Genomic DNA, 20646 nt, shown 5'->3' with positions numbered 1-20646 from the left:
TACCGATAAAATACAGAAGCCTATTGATAAAAGTGCGGAACCCAGTTCGTATCTAAGCAGGAAATTTCTACCTTTGCCCCATCATAAGGGGTGCCTTGTTTGTAAAGAATGATTGCTTGCAATTATTCCCAAGCACAAAAACAGGCTGAGATTACACCCATCTAAGAAGCTAAAAGGTAAAAGCTGAAAGGTAAAAGGTTATCCCCTTTACCATTGGCCCTTAACCCTTCGACCTTCAAGGAGCACCTGATCCGGGTAATGCCGGCGTAGGGAGGTAAAACAAGTTAAGATATGCGAACCCCGCCGTATATCAGGTTTAACTTAAACACATTCAATTGAAAACTATTCACATCTTCGCCATGCTGGCAATGCTTTTGCCAAAACTGGTTTTAGCCCAATTTTCTATCAGCGGAACAGTTACTGACCGGTCGACCCAACAAGCTTTAGCCGGAGCAAGTGTTGCTGCGGGAGGCCTTACAACAGTATCAAACCCATCGGGTGATTTTAACATCCCGAACCTTAAAGCAGGCACCTACTTAGTAACCATCTCATACCTGGGATATCGTACTTTCAGTCAGCAGGTAGTATTAAATTCTAACGAGAAGTTAAGGGTTTCTTTAGAACGCGGCGGCGTAGTAACCGACGAAGTTATAGTACGTTCTACGCGGGCCACAAGTAATTCTGCCACCACTTACCGCAACGTGGACCGCAATGAACTCGAAAAGAACAATCTGGGACAGGATCTGCCTTACCTGCTAAATCAAACTCCTTCTGTTGTAGTGACTTCAGACGCAGGCGCCGGTATCGGCTACAGCGGAATCCGTATCCGCGGAAGCGACCCCACCCGGATAAACGTTACGCTGAACGGAATTCCGTACAATGACTCTGAAAGTCAGGGTACCTTCTGGGTAAACATGCCTGATTTTGCTTCGTCGGTTGATAACATTCAAATCCAACGCGGCGTGGGCACTTCGACGAACGGCGCAGGTGCCTTTGGCGGAAGTTTGAACATTCAAACCACTACCCTGCGCGACTCGGCATATGCCGAGCTGAATAATTCGGCCGGCTCATTCGGCACAGTTAAAAATACCGTAATGGTGGGAACCGGCTTGATAAAAGGAAAATTCACCTTCGATGGCCGGCTTTCGCGGATTTTGTCGGACGGATACATCGACCGGGGTTCGTCAAAACTACGTTCGTACTTTTTAAGCGGAGGATACTATGGCAAGAAAGATTTGATCCGTGCAAACGTGTTTTCGGGCTCAGAAAAAACTTTCCAGGTTTGGAATGGGGTACCCGAAGCGAAATTACGAGGCGATAAGGACGCCCTGTTAAATCATTACTACAATAATCTTGGCTCGGCTTATCATACAATAGCCGATTCTATCAATCTTTTTGACTCCGGCCCCAGAAAATACAGCCAATTTCTGTACGATGATCAGACTGATAATTATACTCAAGACCATTATCAGCTTCTATACACCCACACCTTCTCAAATAAATTAAACGTAAACACCGCCCTTCATTATACCTATGGACGAGGCTATTTCGAAGAATTCAAAAACTCGCAGGCCTTTGAAAGTTATGGCCTGGCGGATCTGATTATCGGTGGTACTACCATTTCTGAAACGGACCTGATCCGTCGCCGCTGGCTGGATAACGATTTTTATGGAGTGACCTATTCTTTAAATTACAATCCTTCGAGCGATCTGAGTTTAAGCCTTGGCGGAGCATATAATGAATACGACGGCCAGCATTTTGGAGAAGTAATCTGGTCGAGCTACTCCCCAAACAGCAACATTCGTGAAAAATATTATGATGGTAATGGATTTAAGACTGACTTTAATGTTTATGGGAGGGTAAATTATCAGCTGAACAAGTTCAATCTGTATGCCGACCTTCAAACCCGCAGCGTGCGCTATACCATAACGGGGACCGACAAATATCGCCGGGAGTTAAATCAAAAAGATAAGCTTCACTTTTTTAACCCGAAAGCTGGATTAACGTATCAAATCGATCAACTTAGCAATGTGTATGCTTCTATCGCGGTAGCCAACAAAGAGCCCAACCGTGATGATTATATCTACTCGGCAACCCGTTTGAAATCTGAAAATCTCAAAAACATAGAGCTCGGCTATCGTCGCAACAGCGGAAACTATAGCGCCGGTTTAAATGCATATGGTATGTTCTATAACGACCAGCTGGTACTCACCGGAAAAATAAATGATGTGGGTGAACCCATCCGTCAGAATGTTGACAAGAGCTACAGATTGGGTCTGGAATTTGACGGACAGTGGAGGATAATACCGGCGCTGCAATGGAATTTTAGCGCGGCTCTGAGCAGAAACAAGAACGAAAATTTCGTAGAAGCGATTCCGGTATATAACGAGGATGGCACGGTAACAGAACAACGCAATGTTTTCGAAAACAAGGATATTGCTTTCTCGCCCTCTTTTATCGGCTCAAGCGAACTTGCTTACAAACCCTTCAGGAATGCAGAAATTGCAATCCTGAGTAAATATGTCGATAAGCAGTACCTGGATAATACGCAAAATGAATCGCGGAGACTCGATGCATTCTTTGTGAATGATATTCGCCTGCGATATAATACCGCGTATAAAGGATTAAAGGATGTTGGATTGGCTCTTTTAATCAACAACTTTCTGAATGAGCGCTATGAGAGCAATGGCTACGCTTTTAGTTATATTTATGCAGGGACGTTGGTTGCCGAGAATTACTATTACCCGCAGGCGGGGACTAACTTTCTGTTATCGTTGAGCGTGAAGTTTTAATGGGTAGGATCAACCAGGATGATGCGTGTTTTGTAGATCTGAAGCCTGTTTGTTAATCGTAGGAAAGACACAAATCACAAGCGAAGAAACCACCCCTTAGTCCCCTCCTTGAAAAAAGGAGGGGAGGATAGCGTGTTAGCTGGATGCATAAGTGGCTTTCCTATAATCCTGGTCTGTGTCTCACTATAGCTGTTATATCCGCATTGTAAACGTTCTTTGAAGACACAGACCGTGGGCGGAGGTATCTCTCCCGTGTTCTGTGTCTCACAGACCATTGAACCGTGGATGTTCGTGAACACAGAATATGGATAGGAAGCAAAAACAACAGTCCTTTCGCTGATTTGACGTGCGGATATTCCGGCGCCTGTGTCTCACAGGCCTAACTTCAAGATATAAACTGCCTGAATCATTATAATATCTCAAAATTAACACTACATTAAATCTTAAAGCCGAGATTTGTGTTAACGTTATTTGTAATCAATGAAATTGAAATATTGCCTTTTAGCCCTTTTAGTAACATTCTACGCGGCCTCATATTCTCAACAAAAATCAACAAGTGTACCCCGGCCAAAGCTTGTGGTGGGTTTGGTTGTTGACCAGATGCGCTGGGACTTTCTTTACCGCTACTTCGATCGCTACGGCTCGGGGGGATTTAAACGCCTGATTGCTGAGGGATTCAATTGCGAAAACACCCAGATCACTTACATACCTACTTACACCGCATGTGGCCATGCCAGTCTTTATACCGGCTCTGTGCCTTCAATAAACGGCATTGCAGGCAACGACTGGATAGAGCAAAATACCGGCAAGCGCATGTATTGCACATCAGATTCTACCGTAACTTCAGTCGGCACCACATCGAACGCCGGAAAAATGTCGCCCAGAAATATGCTTACTTCAACCGTGGCAGATGAACTTAAACTGGCTACCAACTTCCGCTCAAAAGCTATTGGAATTGCATTGAAAGACAGAGGCGGAATTTTGCCGGCCGGACACTCTGCTGATGCTGCCTACTGGTACGACGACTTAACAGGAAACTGGATAACCAGCAGCTACTACCGGGCCAACCTTCCCCAATGGGTGGAAGCCTTTAACGGGCAGAAGCTGGTCGAAAAATATCTTACTCAAAAATGGACCACCTTATATCCCATAGAAACATATAAACAAAGCTCGCCGGACAATTCGCCGCGATACGAAGGGAAATACAAGAACGAAGAGGCCCCTGTTTTTCCTCACGATATTCCGGTAAACCGGAGCAGCGACTGGAATACCATCAGAAATACACCATTTGCCAATACGCTTACGCTGGATTTCGCGAAAGCAGCCGTTCAAAATGAGAAATTAGGGGCATCCGGATTTACCGATTTTCTGGCCGTTAGCCTGTCGTCAACAGATTATCTTGGACACCAGTTCGGTCCCAATTCGGTGGAGGTTGAAGACATGTATTTGAGACTTGATAAGGATGTAGCCGACTTTTTAACCTATCTCGACAAAGCTATTGGGAAGGGTGAGTATACTCTTTTTCTTTCGGCTGACCATGGTGCAGCACACAATCCCAACTTTTTAAACGACCATAAAATTCCCGGCGGATTGTGGAACGGAACTAACAACTCCAGCCGTGGCCTTAACGAATTAAACGACTTGTTAGCAAAGAAATATGGCAGCGACAAAATCGTCAGGAACCTTTTTAATTATCAGGTACATTTCAATTATCCTCTAATAAGCGAAAAAGGGATCGACTTAAGCGCCGTAAAAAAGGATGTTATTGCGTATTATAAAAGCCAAAAAGCCGTAACGTATGTTGTAGATCTGAAAAACATCGGTAATGAGCCTATTCCCGATGCGTTAAAGCAACGTATTATAAACGGTTACAACGAAAAGCGCAGCGGCGAAATTCAAATTATTTTGAATGCGGGTTACTATCAGGGCTACGGCACCGAGGTAACGGGCACCACTCACGGCACCTGGAATCCGTACGACACGCACATTCCATTAATCTTTATGGGCTGGGGAGTAAAAAAAGGAAAAACGCATCGTTTGGTAAGCATGAGTGATGTTGCGCCAACTCTATCAGCGCTGCTACATATCCAGGAACCTAACGGAAATATCGGACAACCTATCACAGAAGTATTAAAATAACAGCATTGAAAAAATTCATTTCCAAACTGCATTACTTAACCCAGGATTTAGAGAACAGAAGCCATATAACTCAGGCACAATTAGCTTGCGAAGCGGGCTGCAAATGGGTGCAATACCGCTGTTTTACAAAAAATGATGACGAACTTCTGGACGAAGCACATCAAATAGCTGCCATCTGCGACGACTGGGGAGCAACACTTATTATAACAGATCATATCCATCTGCTCGACAAGGCTGATATTCAAGGCGTACATATAGAAGATATGCAGGCTGATTTCAAAGCCATCAGGCAAGCCATTGGAACAGAGAAAACTCTGGGGGCTTCTGCCAATACGTTTGATGACATTTTACGAATAGCCGCCAGCCAGGCGGTAGACTATATTGGTTGCGGGCCGTTTAGCCTAACGGATACTAAGCCAAACGATTACCCTGTGTTAGGGCTCGAAGGATATAAATCTATCACTGAAAGTATGGCGAAAAACAACATCAAAATTCCTGTTTTAGCGGTAGGCGGAGTGCGAATAGAGGACGTGGAAAAAATAGCAGAAACAGGTGTATTTGGCGTAGCGATATCCGCCGCAGTTAGTAAAGCAGAAAATCCTGCTGCTGCTTTCAAAGAAATTTATCGAAAACTATATTAAGACTTCAGTACTTTAGCTTCTATGTCGTCGCACCATATCATACGGGAGAAACAGGAGCCTGCGTTACTCATCATGAACTTCGAGGGTTTTGACCATGAAAACCTGGGACAGTTGCTGGAGTGGAGCCCTACCGTGATCGTTGATGAGGCGATGTTTGAAGCGGTTGATTCTCTGGGGATCAAAATAGATGGGGTGATAAGCAAGAGTCAGTCGTATATCGCCCAACCCCAAACAGTTGTTATCCACACCGAAGATAATCCCTTGCAGGATGCATTGAAATTTCTGACTGGTGAACAATACCCGGCGGTCAATATCATTACAGATACATTTGTTGCGAAAGATTATGCACTCTATGTCGAAAGGATCGATATTGTTGTGTTTACGCCCTTTAAAAAGATCTTTCCGGTGAAACCGGGATTTAGTAAATGGCAAACAGCAGGCGAAGAAATAGAAATCCTGCTCGAAGCCAACAACCTCAGAGTTGATGGTTTGATTCCGATCACCGAACATGTTTTCGAAACTGAAAAAGAAGGGTTTTATACCATGACATTCGACCAGTCTTTTACTTTTATTGCCGAAACGTTGTAATGATAATTCGCACTGCAATAAAAACCGACATCCCTGCAATTAATCGCCTCGCCAACACTATCTGGAAAAACACCTACCGCGAAATCCTCTCGGCATCTCAGATAGAATTCATGTTAAATGACATGTATTCTCTTGAAAGTCTGAGCGAACAGTTTGATCAGGATGTACATTTTCTCCTTGCCGAGAAAGAAGAGCAGGCTGTGGCGTTCGCTTCTTATTCCTTAGTTGAATCGAATCCTGCGGTTTATAAAATCCACAAGCTATATATTTTACCTCAGGAACAAGGGAAAGGCACTGGCAAAAAGTTGCTGAACTATATCAGGGAAGAAATTATCGATCGAGCCGGAGAGATAATGGAGCTCAATGTTAACCGCGCCAATCCCGCATTGGAATTTTATAAAAAGTATGGATTCTCAATTGTGAAGGAAGTAGATATCCCTTATCACACGTTTTTCCTCAACGATTATATTATGAGAATGCCTGTTTAGGGAGTCTTTCTTTCCCTTAATGCAACCCGCTTCGGTGTTTCTACAGCATCCACAATCGACCTGGAACTCAATGCAATGGCTTTTATCGTTGCCGTTATATTGCCGATATCGAGAGTTTCTACTTCGTCATCTACAGTGTGATAATATTTGTCCTGATCTATTTGAACCGTCGAAATGGTATGGGCAGGAACGCCGAGTTCTGCCAGGGATGCATTATCACTGCGGTAAAATAAGTTTTGCGCCTGATAAGGATCGGGATGAAAAGCAAAGCCGGTGCCGCTGAGATTTCTTTGTAAAATAGCTCCGAAGTCCGATCGCTCGAAGCCTGTAATAAATGCGGTGTTGGGGCCGAATTTAGACTGCTTGCCTATCATTTCTATATTAAACATGGCCGTAACCTGCTCGGGCTTAAGTTGGGTTGAGAAATATTGTGAACCGAGCATTCCAGACTCTTCTCCCGTAAAGGCCACAAATATTAAAGTGCGTGCATTATTGTTTAACTTTTTGAAATAACGCGCCAGCGTGATAACCGCAGTCACTCCAGATGCGTCATCGTCGGCACCATTAGCAATCGAGTCTCCGGCTGCTTCTTCGATAATCCCTATATGATCATAATGACCAGAGAAGATCACGTATTCATCAGGATTTGTCTTTCCTGGAATTACCCCCGCTACATTAAAAAGAGGCGACTTCTCTATTTTATTGGCAAATTGGATATTAAATTCGCTTACATCCGGAGCACCCAAAATAAAAACCATCTCAGGCTTTTTAACCTGCTCTTTTACTACTCTGTCGCCCATAAAATAACGGTGCATCTGCTTAAAAGAACTCACAAACTCGTTGGCAACAAAAACAACCGCAGGTTTGCCCTGCTTCATAATATCTCCGTACCGGGATGTAAAAGATTCTCCTTCTTTGATATAATGAACCGCGACTCCGCTAGCCTGCGTCCAGTTCAATGCAGGCTGATCGGTAACCACTACAATATTATCTTCTTCTACAGGCTCAGCATTCACAGTGGCGCTAATCAAAGAAGGCGAGATATTCAGCATAGAAAAATCCTGCCTGAAATCGCTTAATCCATCCAGCGGCTGTAAACCAATAGCCTGAAATTCAGTCTCGATAAACTTTGCTGCCTTTTCAATACCTGGCGAGAATACGGCCCTGCCCTGCATATCATCGGCCGCAAGCGTGCGAATAATTCTTTCTACATCTTTCTGGTTCACCAGGCGTTCAACATCTTTCTGCAAAACGCAGGAAGACAGAAAAAGCACGAAAACCATCAGAGAAAATACTTTCATGTTTAGATATTTAATTCGAGCAAAACCGGGCAATGGTCAGAATGTACCGCCTCACACAGAATAGCCGAACGTTTTAGATGAGGCTCAAGCTCTTTGCTTACCATATTATAATCAATACGCCAGCCCAGGTTCTTCTTTCTCGCTCCCGCTCTGAAACTCCACCAGGTATAATGGTGCGGGTCCTGGTTAAAATACCGGAACGAATCGATAAAACCTGTACTTACAAAATTCTCCATCCATTCTCTCTCGGCTGGTAGAAAACCAGACGAGTTGGCATTTGATTTCGGATTGTGAATATCAATAGGTTTGTGGCAAATATTATAGTCACCAGAGATAACCATTTTTGGACGCTCCTGTTTCAGCGTGTCGATATATTGCTGAAAGTCTTCGAGAAAACGATATTTAAAATCCTGACGGATATCACCACTTGAGCCGGACGGAAAATAGGTGCTCATTACCGAAAGCCCTTCGAAATCGGCGCGCAAAATACGACCCTCGAAGTCGTAATCGCAGTGTCCACAGCCATATTCCACTTTTAGCGGCGTTTGCCTGGTTAAAATTGCGGTACCACTATATCCCTTCTTCTGTGCCGGATACCAGTAATGCTCGTATCCCATAAGCTCTATATGGGTTAAAAGCTCAGCCAGCTGATCCGGATTTGCTTTGATTTCCTGCAGACAAACTACATCAGCATCTACCGTCTGGAGCCATAAAAGCCAGTTTTTACTAAATGCAGAGCGAATTCCATTTACATTATAGGTTACAATCTTCATCTGCCTACATGATAAGTTTTTTCTTGAAAGATGCCTTAATCAGCTCTTTCTCGAGTTTTTTCACTTCGCGTTTTTTTAACAGAGTGATTTGCATTTTCACATCAGAAACCGGCCGGTTATTTGAATCGGTAGCAACAGCGGTAATAGCATCCAATTGTTCAACGCCTTTCACAATTTCGCCAAAAACGGTATAATTCTGATCCAGATGAGGAGTGCCGCCGATGGTTTTGTACGCCTCCCGGTGACTTTGAGGTATCTTTCTTCCCTGGAGCCTAAACTTCTCTATCTCATCCAGCTTGGCATCGCTGAACACCTGCCCCTGAACTAAATAGAACTGTGTTGAACTCGACGCTTTAGCTGGATTATCATCTCTGGCTGCGGCCAATACTCCCTTTTTATGAAATAACGACGGGTTAAACTCAGCTTGAACAGTATAAGGCAAACCTCCGTTGCCAAGCATTACGCCCGGAGCGGCTCCTTTTGAATCCGGGTCGCCACCCTGAATCATGAAATCTTTAATCACCCGATGGAATAATGTGCCGTTATAAAACCCCCTCTTAACCAGCTTTACGAAGTTGTCGCGATGTTTCGGTGTTTCGTTATACAGCCGCACAATTGATTCACCTTTATCAGATTTAATCCGAACGTAGTACGTCTTTGGTTTGGCAGCATATGCTAAAGTGGCAGAAAAAAATAAAATCAGTAATAAAAGCCTTTTCATTTGTATTTATTGTGTGTGGATTAGAAACGTAAAAATCCGGGATCAGGTATTTTCTTCAAAGTAGTTTATAACCAGCGACTTCAGGATCATCTCTTGTTCAAGTAAGGTATAATTAGGAATTGGTTTAGCCAGTTTCCAGTGTGGCCAGCCATCTTGATCAAGGCCCTCAAGCTCATAAAAGCCCATTTCACTAAATAACCGGCAGTTAGCAATGTGCATCAGCTCTTCTTTCTGACGTTTTGAAAATTTGCGGGGCCCTTTTCCCAGTTCCTGTACACCAATCAAAAACAGCATCACTTTTAAGTCGGGTTCTTCAGAATCAAAATCCCTCGCGATTTGCTCTTGTAAGGCTTTCCATTTAATATTTATTTCTGCTGGCGTCATAATTCTGCAAAGATACTTAAGCAGATTCTTAAGTAGGATTCTTGGCTGAGTTTTTGTATATTTAATTTAAAGAACACACTGGTAACAGAAAACTTATTCACTTTAAATTATATCGCTATTAATAGTGTTTCAATTATTTTATCTAACAGTTCGGAATATGTTGATAAATAATTAAATGCTTAATTAGGTTAAAAGCTAATTTAATAGTGGTTTAAAAACCGAGCCTAAGTTTTGGGGTTCTTTTATTACCTGCTCTCAGGATTGTTCTTAACTTTTGTTGAATGGAAGAAGATTTTGAATTTGAGTTCTCTGAAGATCCTAAATTTTCAGTAGAAAGATATGAGGAAATGATCCGGAATCAGGATCAGTATTTTTTTGATGCACAGGCCTTTGAAAATATAATCGATTATTATATAGAGAAAAACGACCCTATTAAAGCACTTCAGGTGGTAGAATATGCGGTCAATCAGCACCCTTTTGCTGCAGTTTTCTTTATAAAGCAGGCACAGCTTTTTGTAGTTACCAACCAGCTCGACACAGCTTTCGAAGCACTTCGGAAGGCCGAAACACTCGAACCCTCTGAAGCGGATATTTATATTATCAGGGGAAATATTTTCGAAGCACTCGAGCGCCATGAGGAGGCACTGCAGAATTACCAGAAAGCACTGGAATTAGCCGAGCACACAGATGATATCTTGCTGCAAATTGCACTTGTTTTCCAGAATATGGGTGAGTATGAGAACGCTATCTCTTACCTTAAAAAATGCCTGGAGCAAAACATGGAAAACCAGGACGCGTTGTACGAACTTGCTTTTTGTTATGATGTATTGGATAAGCAGGAAGAAAGCATCCAGTTTTACCACCAGTATATCGACACGGAGCCTTATTCGTATGCTGCCTGGTACAACCTTGGGAATGCCTATCATAAAATGGGCCTTTACGAGAAAGGAATTGATGCCTACGATTATGCTATCCTAATAAAGGAAAACTTTTCATCGGCTTACTTCAATAAAGGAAACTGCCTGGTGCATTTGGATAAATTTACCGAAGCTATTGAAGTCTATAAACAAACTTTTGAATACGAACCGCCTAACGCAGACACATATTGCGCTATTGGCGAATGTTATGAGAAGCTTGAACAGATGGAAGAAGCCCGCTCTTATTACAAAAAAGCTGTAAAGCTTGATCCTAAGCTTGCAGACGCGTGGTTTGGTATTGGCGTTACGCTCGATTTCGAAGACAGGAACTTTGAGGCCTTACATTTTTACAAAAAAGCACTGGCTCTTGACGACAAAAACCCTGATTACTGGTTTGCTATCGCGGATGCACAATATAAATTAGGAAAACTCGAAGAATCCGAAAAAGCTTATGAAAAGGTGTTAGAGTTCAATCCTCTTGACGTAGAGGCCTGGCTTGATTACTCCTCTATTTTATATGAGCAAAATAATCTTATCGGCGCTATCGAAACCATTTCTGACGCGATAAAAAACAATCCCGATGCAGCCGAGCTCTATTATCGAATGGTAGCTTACTTATTTGCTGACGGCCAGTCCAAAGAAGCGCTGAACTTTCTGGAACTGGCATTAAAGATCGATCCGTCGAAACACGAGATCCTTTTTGAATATTTACCGCAACTACAGAACAACAAAATAATTGTTGATGTAATTAACAAGTACTTGCTCTGATTGAGCATTAATATTTAAAGTATAAAAGAAATCCAATACCTTTGGGCGCAAATCCGGGATTGGATTTTTTTTTGAGATTCGCGATAAATATGAATTATAGTTTAAACGACATTCCTCAGCGTACGTTAAAGCCACGTGATAATGGGATAACCATGGTTATGGACAAGGGCTTAAGTATCAGGGAAGTTGAAAATTTTTTAGAAGTCGCAGGCCCGCACAGCGATATTGTTAAGCTAGGATGGTCTACTTCCTTTGTTACACCAAATCTTGTTGATAAGCTTAAGGTCTATAACGACGCTAATATCCCCGTATATTTCGGCGGGACACTTTTTGAAGCATTTATAATTCGCAATCAATTTGACGATTACCGCCGTACGCTGGATAAGTTTGGTATGAAGTTCGCCGAAGTATCAGATGGATCTATTGATATCCCACACGAGGTGAAATGTGAATATATCAGCAAACTGAGCGAGCAAGTTACTGTAATATCGGAAGTAGGGTCTAAGGATGCGCAAAAGATATTTGCTCCATATAAATGGATCAAGCTGATGAATGCCGAACTTGAAGCGGGTTCATGGAAATTGATCGCAGAATCAAGAGAGGGTGGGAACGTTGGTATCTACCGCGATTCCGGGGAAGTAAGAGAGGGATTGATCGACGAAATTTTAACCCAGATTCCACAAGAGAAGATTATCTGGGAAGCACCTCAGAAAGACCAGCAGGTTTGGTTCATCAAATTAATAGGTGCTAACGTTAATCTGGGAAATATTGCCCCGGCAGAGGTTATTCCATTGGAAACTATTCGTTTAGGTTTGCGGGGCGACACATTTAATCACTTCCTCGGTACATTATAATTTTATCCGGAAAGGCAATGAAGAAGTTTGGATTGATCGGATTCCCATTAGGACATTCATTTTCGAAAAAATATTTTACCGAGAAGTTTGAACGTGAGGGCTTGACAGATTGCTCATATGAGCTTTTTCCGCTTGAAAATATTAGCGATGTTCAAAGCTTAATCACGGCCAATCCAGATTTATGCGGACTAAACGTAACTATTCCTCATAAAATCGGGATAATGTATTATCTTGATAAAGTTACACCCGAAGCCAAAGCTATTGATGCCGTTAACTGCATAAAGATAATCAAGCAAAAGCCGGTCGAATCTTTTTTTACAGGTGAAATTACCTCGATGAAGGTTAGACTTGAGGGTCATAACACAGATGCATATGGCTTCGAAGCTTCGTTAAAGCCACTGCTTAAAAAGTATCACAACAAAGCCCTGGTGCTCGGAAATGGCGGAGCAGCCAGAGCAGTAACCTATGTGCTGGATAAATTAAACATTGATTTCACCATCGTATCCAGGAAAGCTACCCGCAGACAAATCAACTATGCGCAGCTCAACCAGCAGTTGATGAAAGAGAGCCTGTTGATCATAAATACCACTCCGCTTGGGATGGCACCAGATATTTCATCCTGTCCGGCAATTCCTTATGAATACATCACAGACCGGCATGTATTATACGACCTGGTTTATAACCCTGCCGAGACTGAATTCTTAAAACGGGGCAGAGAAAGCGGAGCCACCATAAAAAATGGCGAGGAAATGCTTTATCTTCAGGCAGAAAAAGCCTGGGAAATCTGGAATAACTAATGAAATATATTTTCTCCATATGCCTGATAGCTATCATCCTTACGGGATGTTTTTCTGGTGGAGATTATACGCCGAAACCGAGAGGATACTTTAAAATAGACCTGCCGGAAAAGGCCTATCAGAAATATGAGGGGACCTGTAACTACACGTTTGACTACCCCGTTTATGCCTCCGTATTTGCCGATAGTTCAAAAAATGCCCGGCCGTGCTGGTTAAATGTAGCCTTCCCGCAGTTTAATAGCCGGATTCATTTAAGCTACCAGCCATTTACGTCGACAGAGACTTTTAATGCTCTTGTGGAAGACGCCCGAAAACTTGCCTTTACACATACCGTTAAAGCTACCGCGATTGATGAAGCCTATATTAATTACCCCGACCACAGGGTTTACGGCATCTATTATACCATCAAGGGAAACACCGCCTCGTCTATCCAATTCTTTCTAACGGATAGTACCAAAAACTATTTACGTGGCGCACTGTACTTTCATGAGCAGCCCCGCCAGGATTCGATACAACCAGTTTTGGATTTTGTAAAGAAGGATATTGATGTTTTGATCAAGTCTTTTAGGTGGAAGAATTGAGTTTTTTTCAGCCTTGTTGAGAAGGAATCTTTTACTATTCCGCTGGCTCCACCCGTATCCCAACATCCCGCACTTCCCGCAAAGGATTATCCCTCATATTTTGCTCAAACTCAAAAATATAAGTTCCGGGAGAAGGGAAACGATATCGCTCTTTAAACAGCAACTGGTAGGTATAGAGATTACCCGATCCGCTACCCAGCCATTCACCGTCGGGATAGGCCAACTGAAATTCTTTACGCTCGGTAACTTTCTTCCCGTCGGGCGATCTCTGATGAATCAATACAAAGATGTTGGAATATCGGTAATCTGCAGTATGGCGCAAATTCATATAAACGTTGTAGGCCTTACTATTGTCCTCGATCTTAACCGGGATAGACACTTTCTTGATATAACTCCACCTCCGGTTGCTAATCTCATGATTAACGTCTATTACAGCATTATCTGTGCAGCCCTGAAGAGCCGCGACCACAAATAAAGAAATCATTAACCTTAAAACAGCAATCGACCTATTCATTCGGCTTCGGCTTGTTGTTATTGTTGTTAAATCGGCGTTTATTACGATTACGGTTTCTATTTTGTTGATTCGGCTGATTGGTTCCTTCTGCCTTCACCACACCTTCGGCTACCACATTTGTATCAGCCGATTTTGCCGCTGGTGCACCTTCAGGCTGTGGCCGGCCGCCTCCTCCGCTCTTTTTCTTTTTCTTGCGGTTATTATTATTCCTTCTTTCATCCAGCCGGGTAATACTATCCTGCCCCACCACGTTCTCATAATCCAGAACTTTAGACACTGGCGCTGCCTGTAAGTCAACCGCTTCGTCGCGCAAATCCTCGGGCTTTATACCCTCCCGGTTCAGCTTTTGAATTTCTTTAACCCGTTTAATCTCTACCGGAATCCAGTTCTCTTCCTTCGGATAACTAAACCACATTAAACGTTTGAAAATATCAGTTTTTTGCAGCCTTGCAGTACCCTTAACGGTTTCAAGCCTTTCCACTTCATCAGGGATGTCCCTCAGAGCATCCATATAAGTGTCGAGCTCGTAATTAAGGCAGCATTTCAGCTTCCCGCATTGTCCGGCTAATTTCAGTGTGTTAAGCGATAGATTCTGATACCGGGCCGCAGAAGTTGACACTGTTTTAAAATCGGTTAACCAGGTAGAACAGCATAACTCGCGCCCGCAGGATCCAATTCCGCCTAAGCGGCTGGCTTCCTGGCGCATTCCAATCTGGCGCATCTCAATCCTTATCCGGAAGGTTTCAGCCATCTTCTTGATCAGCTCGCGAAAATCAACGCGACCTTCGGCGGTATAATAGAAGGTAGCTTTGGTTTTATCGCCTTGATAATCCACGTCGCTTAGTTTCATAGAAAGTCCCAGCGCTATAGCCAGGGTACGAGCCTTGTGCATGGTTTCCCATTCCAGATCCTTTGCTGCTTTCCACTTATCTACGTCGGCAGGGGTAGCACGGCGAATTATTTTTTTGGCGATATCATCCAGTCGCATATGCTTCTTCTTGATCTGTATACGGACCAGCTCTCCGGTAAGAGAAATATGGCCGATATCATAACCCCCGGTAGCCGTTTCGGTAACTACCAGCTCGCCGTTTTCGAGGTACAGGTTCTCATGATTGATATAAAAATCCTTCCTTGAACCTTTAAATTTGACTTCAACGATGTTGAAAGCTTTATAGTTAGATGGCATGTCCATATGCGACAGCCAGTCGTAAACATCTAGTTTGCTGCAACCGTTAGTAAGGCACGAGCCGTTACTTTTGCAGCCAGCAGGCGTACATCCGCCCGTTGAACATGAACCACATCCCATTTAGTTATATATATGTTGAGTTCCGCCAACCAGCGGAAGCGTATTAAACTTTAAAATCTTTATAAACTGCAAAGATACATCTAAAAATAAGATTTTAGGATTTGCATTCCTCTCTATATGATAGTGAGCTTTTTCGAGCTCGTTGATAATTGATTCGGCTTTTGCCATAGTTAGCGTGGCACTAAAGTTAACAACAAATTCCTTTTCATTACCAGGAAGATGCACAAGATGTTCTGCACCTGATAAAACCATCATCGACTCGCGCAGAAGTTTGATGCCATACTTAAGCAGGTTTTTTTGATTTTCGCGCCCAAATCGGGCCGCATTCTCTGCAAAATCAATCACCTGCATACCCTTATTAGAAAAACACATCCTCAGCCAATCCGAAAAAACACCAAAGTTGTTGTTGCCCTCTTCAGCACTTAAGGTCAACGCTGTTTGAAGATTTCCTTCACTTAAATAAGCGATCCTGGCTGCCTGCTCTTCACTAAACCCCTTTTTTTCTACCAAATACTCTGTAATATCTTTATCAGACAAGCGCTGAACCTTAACAAGCTGAGTTCTGGATAAAATTGTATTGAGAATCTGATCCTGATTTTGGGCAACTAATAAGAACAATGTCTTGTGTGGTGGCTCTTCAATCAGCTTCAACAAGGTGTTACCAGCTTTATCCAGATATTCGGGCAGCCACATAATCAAAACTTTGTACTCAGCTTCAAATTGCTTCATACTAAGTTTTTTTATAATCTGATGGCATTCGGCAATATTGATATTGGCTTGCTTATTTTCTGCTTCGACCTGGCTTCGCCACTCGTCAAGACTTAGATAAGGGTTGGAAAGAAATGCCTCACGCCATTCTTCGATAAAGCTTAAGGAAGTATCATCCTTATGTTTAGCGAAGAAAGGATATGAAAAATGTAAATCGGGATGGATGAGCTTTTTATATTTTCTGCAAGACGAACATTCCCCGCAGCTATCATCCGGCAAACGGTTCTGGCAGGAAATGAATTGCGCATAAGCCAATGCCAGAGGTAAGCCACCCGAACCTTCGGGTGATAAAAACAGTTGAGCATGACTAACCCTGTTCTCAAGAACCGACTGAATAAGATGTTGTTTCACCGCGTGCTGGCCTACAATCTCAGAAAACTGCATAGGTTGCAAAATAGGAAATAGATTTGAGGAAATAGATATGAGATGTTAGATTTGAGATGTGAGACTCACGCATTCTAGCTATACTCTGATTCTCTCAAATCTAATGTCTCAAATCTCATATCTCACTCCATGTCCAGAATAATGGCTTTTGATTATGGCACTAAGCGAATTGGTATAGCCGTCACCGATCCCCTTCAGATTATAGCCACCGGCCTCACTACTATTCATCCAAAAGATATCGTTGAATTTTTAAAAAAATATCTGGCGGCAGAAGAGCTGGAGTGCTTTGTGGTGGGTGAACCAAAGCAAATGGACGGAAGTCCCTCGCAATCAGCTCAGCACGTAAAGGGATTTGTTACAACCTTGAAAAAAAACTTCCCCCAAATTAAGATTGAACTTGTAGACGAGCGATTCACTTCCAAAATGGCCTCCGCTACTATCGCTCAAAGCGGCTTTAAAAAATCTGACCGGCAAAACAAGGAACGTATTGATACCATTTCGGCTACTATCATCCTCCAATACTACCTTCAGATAAAACAAAGTTCTTAATTCAGAAGAAAGCAATTTTCGTTCTAGCTTGATAATCAGCGTTTTGTAAAATTTTTACTTGGTCGCGAGGTGAAAAGTCATATATTTGCGGCCGATGGAACTGCTTACCGAGGGACTGCAGACCTATCTCGAGCAGAATTGTGAACCCGAACCGGAGCTGCTGAGATACATAAACCGTGAAACGCATTTAAAGGTACCTATGCCGAGAATGCTTTCAGGGCATTACCAGGGTCGTGTCCTAAGTTTTTTAAGCAAAATCACCTCTCCTTCCCGTATACTTGAAATCGGAACCTACACGGGATACGCCACCTTGTGTCTTGCTGAAGGATTAAGCGAAGAAGGCATCATCCACACAATAGACATCAACGAGGAACTTGAAGACCGTGTGAAACAATTTTTCAACACTTCACGTTTCAACACCAAAATAAAATATCACATCGGGAATGCGACAAAAATCATTCCGGAATTAGACGAAACCTTCGATATTGTATTTATCGATGCAGACAAAAAGAACAATCAGACTTATTATGATTTAGTATTTGATAAAGTAAGAAAGGGCGGCCTCATCATAGTAGACAATGTACTATGGAGTGGAAAGATCACTTCGGATGCGAATGACAAAGACACTGAAAACATTCGCCAATTTAACCACAGAGTAACTAACGACCACCGTACAGAAAAGTTAATTCTTCCAGTGCGCGATGGTTTATTCATAATCCGTAAACTGTAAAATCATGATTAAAAAAACTCTAATCATTTGCTTATCAGTATTATGCATCAGCATAACAGCATCAGCACAGTCGGCAGCAAGAAAATACGTTGAGTTATACAAAGAAGCTGCTATACGTACAATGAATGAATATGGAATTCCAGCAAGCATTGTACTTGGCATAGCCATACACGAATCTGCCAGTGGAAACAGTAAAATAGCCCGAAATTTGAACAATCACTTTGGAATGAAAGGCAAAAGTGGCCCCAAACCCATCAAATCGGCCTACAAAGGATATGAAAGCGTAGATCAGTCATACACAGACTTCGCCGGCCTGTTAAAAAGAAGATTTTCGGGTTTGTTTACACGATACCCCATAAACGACTATAAAAGCTGGGTTTACGGCATTCAAAGAGGCGGGTACGCCGCCAGCGGAACCTGGGCAAGTCAGGTAATGGCCATCATAAAAACATATAAGCTGTACGAATTTGATTCGGCAGGCAGTCCAATGATCTTTGCAGAACAAAAAACGTCTCAGAATGAGGATAATAAAGGAAACAAAACGGTAGTGTACTCCGTAAAAAAAGGCGACACTCTGCAACTTATAGCTAAACGCTTTAAAACATCTGTAGAAGCGATTAAACAAAAAAACGGATTAAAAACATCGATGCTCTCGATAGGGCAGCAATTGTATTTTTAAAGATTTGATGAGGATTTATATTTTAATAGCTTGTGCGGCGCTCTCAATGTCCTGTACAACAACCAAAGCAGTAATTGTAAAGAAAGAAACCAGTAAGCCCACCAGGGAGCCGGTTAAGGTTTTCAAAACAAACACACTAACTAAAAACCTTACATCGCTCCAATACATAGAGCAGTATAAAGGAATCGCAATCGAAGAAATGCTAAAAAGCGGTATCCCTGCCAGCATTACACTTGCCCAGGGCCTGCTTGAATCGGCCAGCGGCAACAGCACGCTTGCCACCGAAGCCAATAACCATTTCGGTATAAAGTGTAACACTACCTGGACGGGTCCAACGATTCTTAAAGATGATGATGCTGCAGGCGAATGTTTCAGAGTGTACCAAAGTGCCGAAGAGTCTTATCGGGACCATACCGAATTTCTTAAGCGCGCCCGCTATACTTCATTGTTTCAGCTTGACCGCAATGACTACAGAGGCTGGGCACACGGTCTGAAACAGGCTGGTTATGCTACCAATCCAAAATATGCGCAGCTTTTGATCGATCTGATCGAGCGCTATCAGCTTGATCAATATGACAGAGCAGAAAAGAACGTCTTAGCGCAATCGACACGCGAGGAGAAAGTAATAACCGAGATTATAAAAGAAGAGCCTAAAAAGCCAATAACTGATGCGGAAAAAACACCACTTGCCATGAAAATCTACGAGGTGAAGCAAGGTGATACACTTTATTCCATCAGCCGCCGTTTTGGTTTAACAGTTGACGATATCAAAATTTTGAACTCATTACAGGTCGCCGAGGTAAAACTAGGGCAGCTTTTACTGGTTTCAAAATAAGTTAATTTTTGTTAAACCGCAGTTTTTCTCTGCAAAGAAACTTAGCTTTAAGGCTTGAAACGCGCATTTCTTTTTATAATTTTTCTTTGCAACGTCTACCAGGTTTCTTCGCAGGAAAACCAGGTGCAGGGAATTGTATTTGATGCAAATAGCAAGCAACGTCTGTCTCGCGTATACATTTACAATACCAATACCGACAAGGGTTTTTATAATAACAGTAAAGGTGAATTTACCACCATCGCCTCTCCGGGCGATATATTAATAGCCGCACTGCCTGGCTACCTCGTAGACACCATAAAGGTAAGGTCAGAATCGACAATCCTCTTTTACTTAAAGCGAAACAGCATTTTGCTTGACCAGGTAACGATAACAGATACCACGTTATTAAGCCCGCAAGAACGACTGGCCCGGAACCGGGAAGAAAATAAAGACGCATACCGGAAGGGTAGTACCAAAGACATTCTGCAGATAGGTGGCGCCAATGGTACCGGAGGCGCAGGTTTAGGTATTGATGCCCTTTGGAGTTTGCTCAGCCGCGAAGGAAGGAACGCAAGATATCTTCAAAAAATTATTGAACGCGATTATCACGACCAGTTGATTAACTATCGCTATTCGGCCCGATTGGTTGGTAGTACTACCGGCCTCAGCGGCCCATCCCTGAAGGATTTTATGCAACAGTACCGGCCTTCGTATAATTTTATAATGGCAGCAAACGATTACGCCTTGATTGAATATATTAAATCGACGTTTCAGCGCTATAAGAAAGACCCGGAGGCGAACAGACTCCCCCCTTTGGTACCACAACCCGGGCAATGAAGTTTCCAATCGTACGTATTTCGTTTCTGCCAATCGCAGGCATGGCAATTTTCCCGTTTATATTGATCAAAAAAGGCCGGTATAAGCAAGATAAGGTATTCATTAACCATGAAAAGATACATCTGGTCCAGCAGATCGAATTACTTTTCGTTGTTTTTTACCTTCTTTACCTGTTACATTATTTTTACAATCTCATGCGCTACTTGAACCACGACCGCGCATATCGCAATATCGTATTTGAGAAGGAAGCTTATTCAAAAGAATCCGACCTTGAGTATCTGACACAAAGAAGCTACTGCCAGTGGATCAGGTTCTTCTAGT

Annotated in this window: 22 protein-coding genes; 15 read left to right on the top strand and 7 right to left on the bottom strand. The window is 42.7% G+C overall.

Annotation, left to right across the window (positions count from 1 at the left end; translation table 11 throughout):
• Positions 1–335: 335 nt before the first annotated feature.
• The 5 genes from J3P43_RS03950 to J3P43_RS03930 all read left to right on the top strand — a co-directional run bounded on the left by J3P43_RS03950 (position 336) and on the right by J3P43_RS03930 (position 6648).
• Entirely contained in the window at positions 336–2792 is a 2457-nt protein-coding gene (locus J3P43_RS03950; RefSeq protein WP_369414777.1) for a TonB-dependent receptor, read from the top strand.
• 480 nt (positions 2793–3272) lie between these two features.
• Complete coding sequence (gene pafA, locus J3P43_RS03945) at positions 3273–4931, top strand: alkaline phosphatase PafA (RefSeq protein ID WP_255899288.1); 1659 nt, start codon at positions 3273–3275, stop codon at positions 4929–4931.
• 5 nt (positions 4932–4936) lie between these two features.
• Positions 4937–5572, top strand: coding sequence for a thiamine phosphate synthase (locus J3P43_RS03940; protein ID WP_255899286.1), 636 nt, complete (start codon positions 4937–4939; stop codon positions 5570–5572).
• 21 nt (positions 5573–5593) lie between these two features.
• The gene (locus J3P43_RS03935; protein WP_255899284.1) at positions 5594–6160 is read left to right on the top strand and encodes a thiamine pyrophosphokinase; all 567 of its coding nucleotides are present in this window, start codon (positions 5594–5596) and stop codon (positions 6158–6160) included.
• Complete coding sequence (locus J3P43_RS03930; protein WP_255899282.1) at positions 6160–6648, top strand: GNAT family N-acetyltransferase; 489 nt, start codon at positions 6160–6162, stop codon at positions 6646–6648. The genes J3P43_RS03935 and J3P43_RS03930 overlap by 1 nt, the downstream gene beginning before the upstream one ends.
• Here J3P43_RS03930 and J3P43_RS03925 read toward each other — a convergent pair.
• Genes J3P43_RS03925 through J3P43_RS03910 form a run of 4 tightly spaced genes read right to left on the bottom strand, consistent with a single transcriptional unit; the run spans position 6645 to position 9827 of the window.
• The gene (locus J3P43_RS03925; RefSeq protein ID WP_255899280.1) at positions 6645–7949 is read right to left on the bottom strand and encodes a M20/M25/M40 family metallo-hydrolase; all 1305 of its coding nucleotides are present in this window, start codon (positions 7947–7949) and stop codon (positions 6645–6647) included. The two genes, J3P43_RS03930 and J3P43_RS03925, sit on opposite strands and share 4 nt — an antisense overlap.
• A gap of 2 nt (positions 7950–7951) precedes the next feature.
• Complete coding sequence (locus J3P43_RS03920) at positions 7952–8722, bottom strand: exodeoxyribonuclease III (RefSeq protein WP_255899278.1); 771 nt, start codon at positions 8720–8722, stop codon at positions 7952–7954.
• Between the two features lie 4 nt (positions 8723–8726).
• Complete coding sequence (locus J3P43_RS03915) at positions 8727–9443, bottom strand: peptidylprolyl isomerase (RefSeq protein WP_255899276.1); 717 nt, start codon at positions 9441–9443, stop codon at positions 8727–8729.
• A 42-nt stretch (positions 9444–9485) separates the two neighbouring features.
• Positions 9486–9827, bottom strand: a complete 342-nt coding sequence (locus J3P43_RS03910; protein ID WP_255899273.1) for a hypothetical protein — start codon at positions 9825–9827, stop codon at positions 9486–9488.
• Positions 9828–10108: 281 nt separating this feature from the next.
• On the opposite strand from J3P43_RS03910, the gene J3P43_RS03905 reads away from it, so the two are divergent.
• From J3P43_RS03905 to gldD, 4 genes are all read left to right on the top strand, one after another.
• Complete coding sequence (locus tag J3P43_RS03905) at positions 10109–11512, top strand: tetratricopeptide repeat protein (RefSeq protein WP_255899270.1); 1404 nt, start codon at positions 10109–10111, stop codon at positions 11510–11512.
• Between the two features lie 89 nt (positions 11513–11601).
• The gene (locus J3P43_RS03900; protein WP_255899267.1) at positions 11602–12366 is read left to right on the top strand and encodes a phosphosulfolactate synthase; all 765 of its coding nucleotides are present in this window, start codon (positions 11602–11604) and stop codon (positions 12364–12366) included.
• A gap of 17 nt (positions 12367–12383) precedes the next feature.
• The gene (locus J3P43_RS03895) at positions 12384–13163 is read left to right on the top strand and encodes a shikimate dehydrogenase family protein (RefSeq protein ID WP_255899265.1); all 780 of its coding nucleotides are present in this window, start codon (positions 12384–12386) and stop codon (positions 13161–13163) included.
• Complete coding sequence (gene gldD, locus J3P43_RS03890; protein ID WP_255899263.1) at positions 13163–13744, top strand: gliding motility lipoprotein GldD; 582 nt, start codon at positions 13163–13165, stop codon at positions 13742–13744. Before J3P43_RS03895 ends, gldD begins: the two co-directional genes overlap by 1 nt.
• A gap of 34 nt (positions 13745–13778) precedes the next feature.
• Here the strand turns inward: gldD and J3P43_RS03885 are convergent, their stop codons facing one another.
• From J3P43_RS03885 to J3P43_RS03875, 3 genes are read right to left on the bottom strand one after another with little or no spacing between them, the layout of a single operon-like run.
• Complete coding sequence (locus tag J3P43_RS03885; RefSeq protein WP_465263374.1) at positions 13779–14258, bottom strand: gliding motility lipoprotein GldH; 480 nt, start codon at positions 14256–14258, stop codon at positions 13779–13781.
• Complete coding sequence (locus J3P43_RS03880) at positions 14251–15564, bottom strand: PSP1 domain-containing protein (RefSeq protein WP_255899259.1); 1314 nt, start codon at positions 15562–15564, stop codon at positions 14251–14253. The genes J3P43_RS03885 and J3P43_RS03880 overlap by 8 nt, the downstream gene beginning before the upstream one ends.
• The gene (locus J3P43_RS03875; RefSeq protein WP_255899257.1) at positions 15565–16716 is read right to left on the bottom strand and encodes a DNA polymerase III subunit; all 1152 of its coding nucleotides are present in this window, start codon (positions 16714–16716) and stop codon (positions 15565–15567) included.
• A gap of 129 nt (positions 16717–16845) precedes the next feature.
• Here J3P43_RS03875 and ruvX point away from each other — a divergent pair, with 129 nt between their 5' ends.
• From ruvX to J3P43_RS03845, 6 genes are all read left to right on the top strand, one after another.
• A complete protein-coding gene (ruvX, locus tag J3P43_RS03870) occupies positions 16846–17265 on the top strand; it encodes a Holliday junction resolvase RuvX (protein WP_255899255.1) in 420 nt (139 codons plus the stop codon).
• A gap of 94 nt (positions 17266–17359) precedes the next feature.
• Entirely contained in the window at positions 17360–17995 is a 636-nt protein-coding gene (locus tag J3P43_RS03865) for an O-methyltransferase (protein WP_255899253.1), read from the top strand.
• 4 nt (positions 17996–17999) lie between these two features.
• Complete coding sequence (locus tag J3P43_RS03860) at positions 18000–18674, top strand: glucosaminidase domain-containing protein (RefSeq protein WP_255899251.1); 675 nt, start codon at positions 18000–18002, stop codon at positions 18672–18674.
• Between the two features lie 7 nt (positions 18675–18681).
• Positions 18682–19509, top strand: a complete 828-nt coding sequence (locus tag J3P43_RS03855; RefSeq protein WP_255899249.1) for a glucosaminidase domain-containing protein — start codon at positions 18682–18684, stop codon at positions 19507–19509.
• Positions 19510–19563: 54 nt separating this feature from the next.
• Positions 19564–20325, top strand: a complete 762-nt coding sequence (locus J3P43_RS03850) for a peptidase associated/transthyretin-like domain-containing protein (RefSeq protein WP_255899247.1) — start codon at positions 19564–19566, stop codon at positions 20323–20325.
• Positions 20322–20645: a hypothetical protein gene (locus J3P43_RS03845; protein ID WP_255899245.1), complete on the top strand. Its 324-nt coding sequence runs from the start codon at positions 20322–20324 to the stop codon at positions 20643–20645. The genes J3P43_RS03850 and J3P43_RS03845 overlap by 4 nt, the downstream gene beginning before the upstream one ends.
• Position 20646: the final 1 nt, after the last annotated feature.

The organism is Paradesertivirga mongoliensis (assembly GCF_024436395.1).
Lineage (GTDB): Bacteria > Bacteroidota > Bacteroidia > Sphingobacteriales > Sphingobacteriaceae > Paradesertivirga > Paradesertivirga mongoliensis.
Note: the sequence above shows the minus strand (reverse complement) of the source record. Positions and strands in the feature narration are given on the sequence as shown.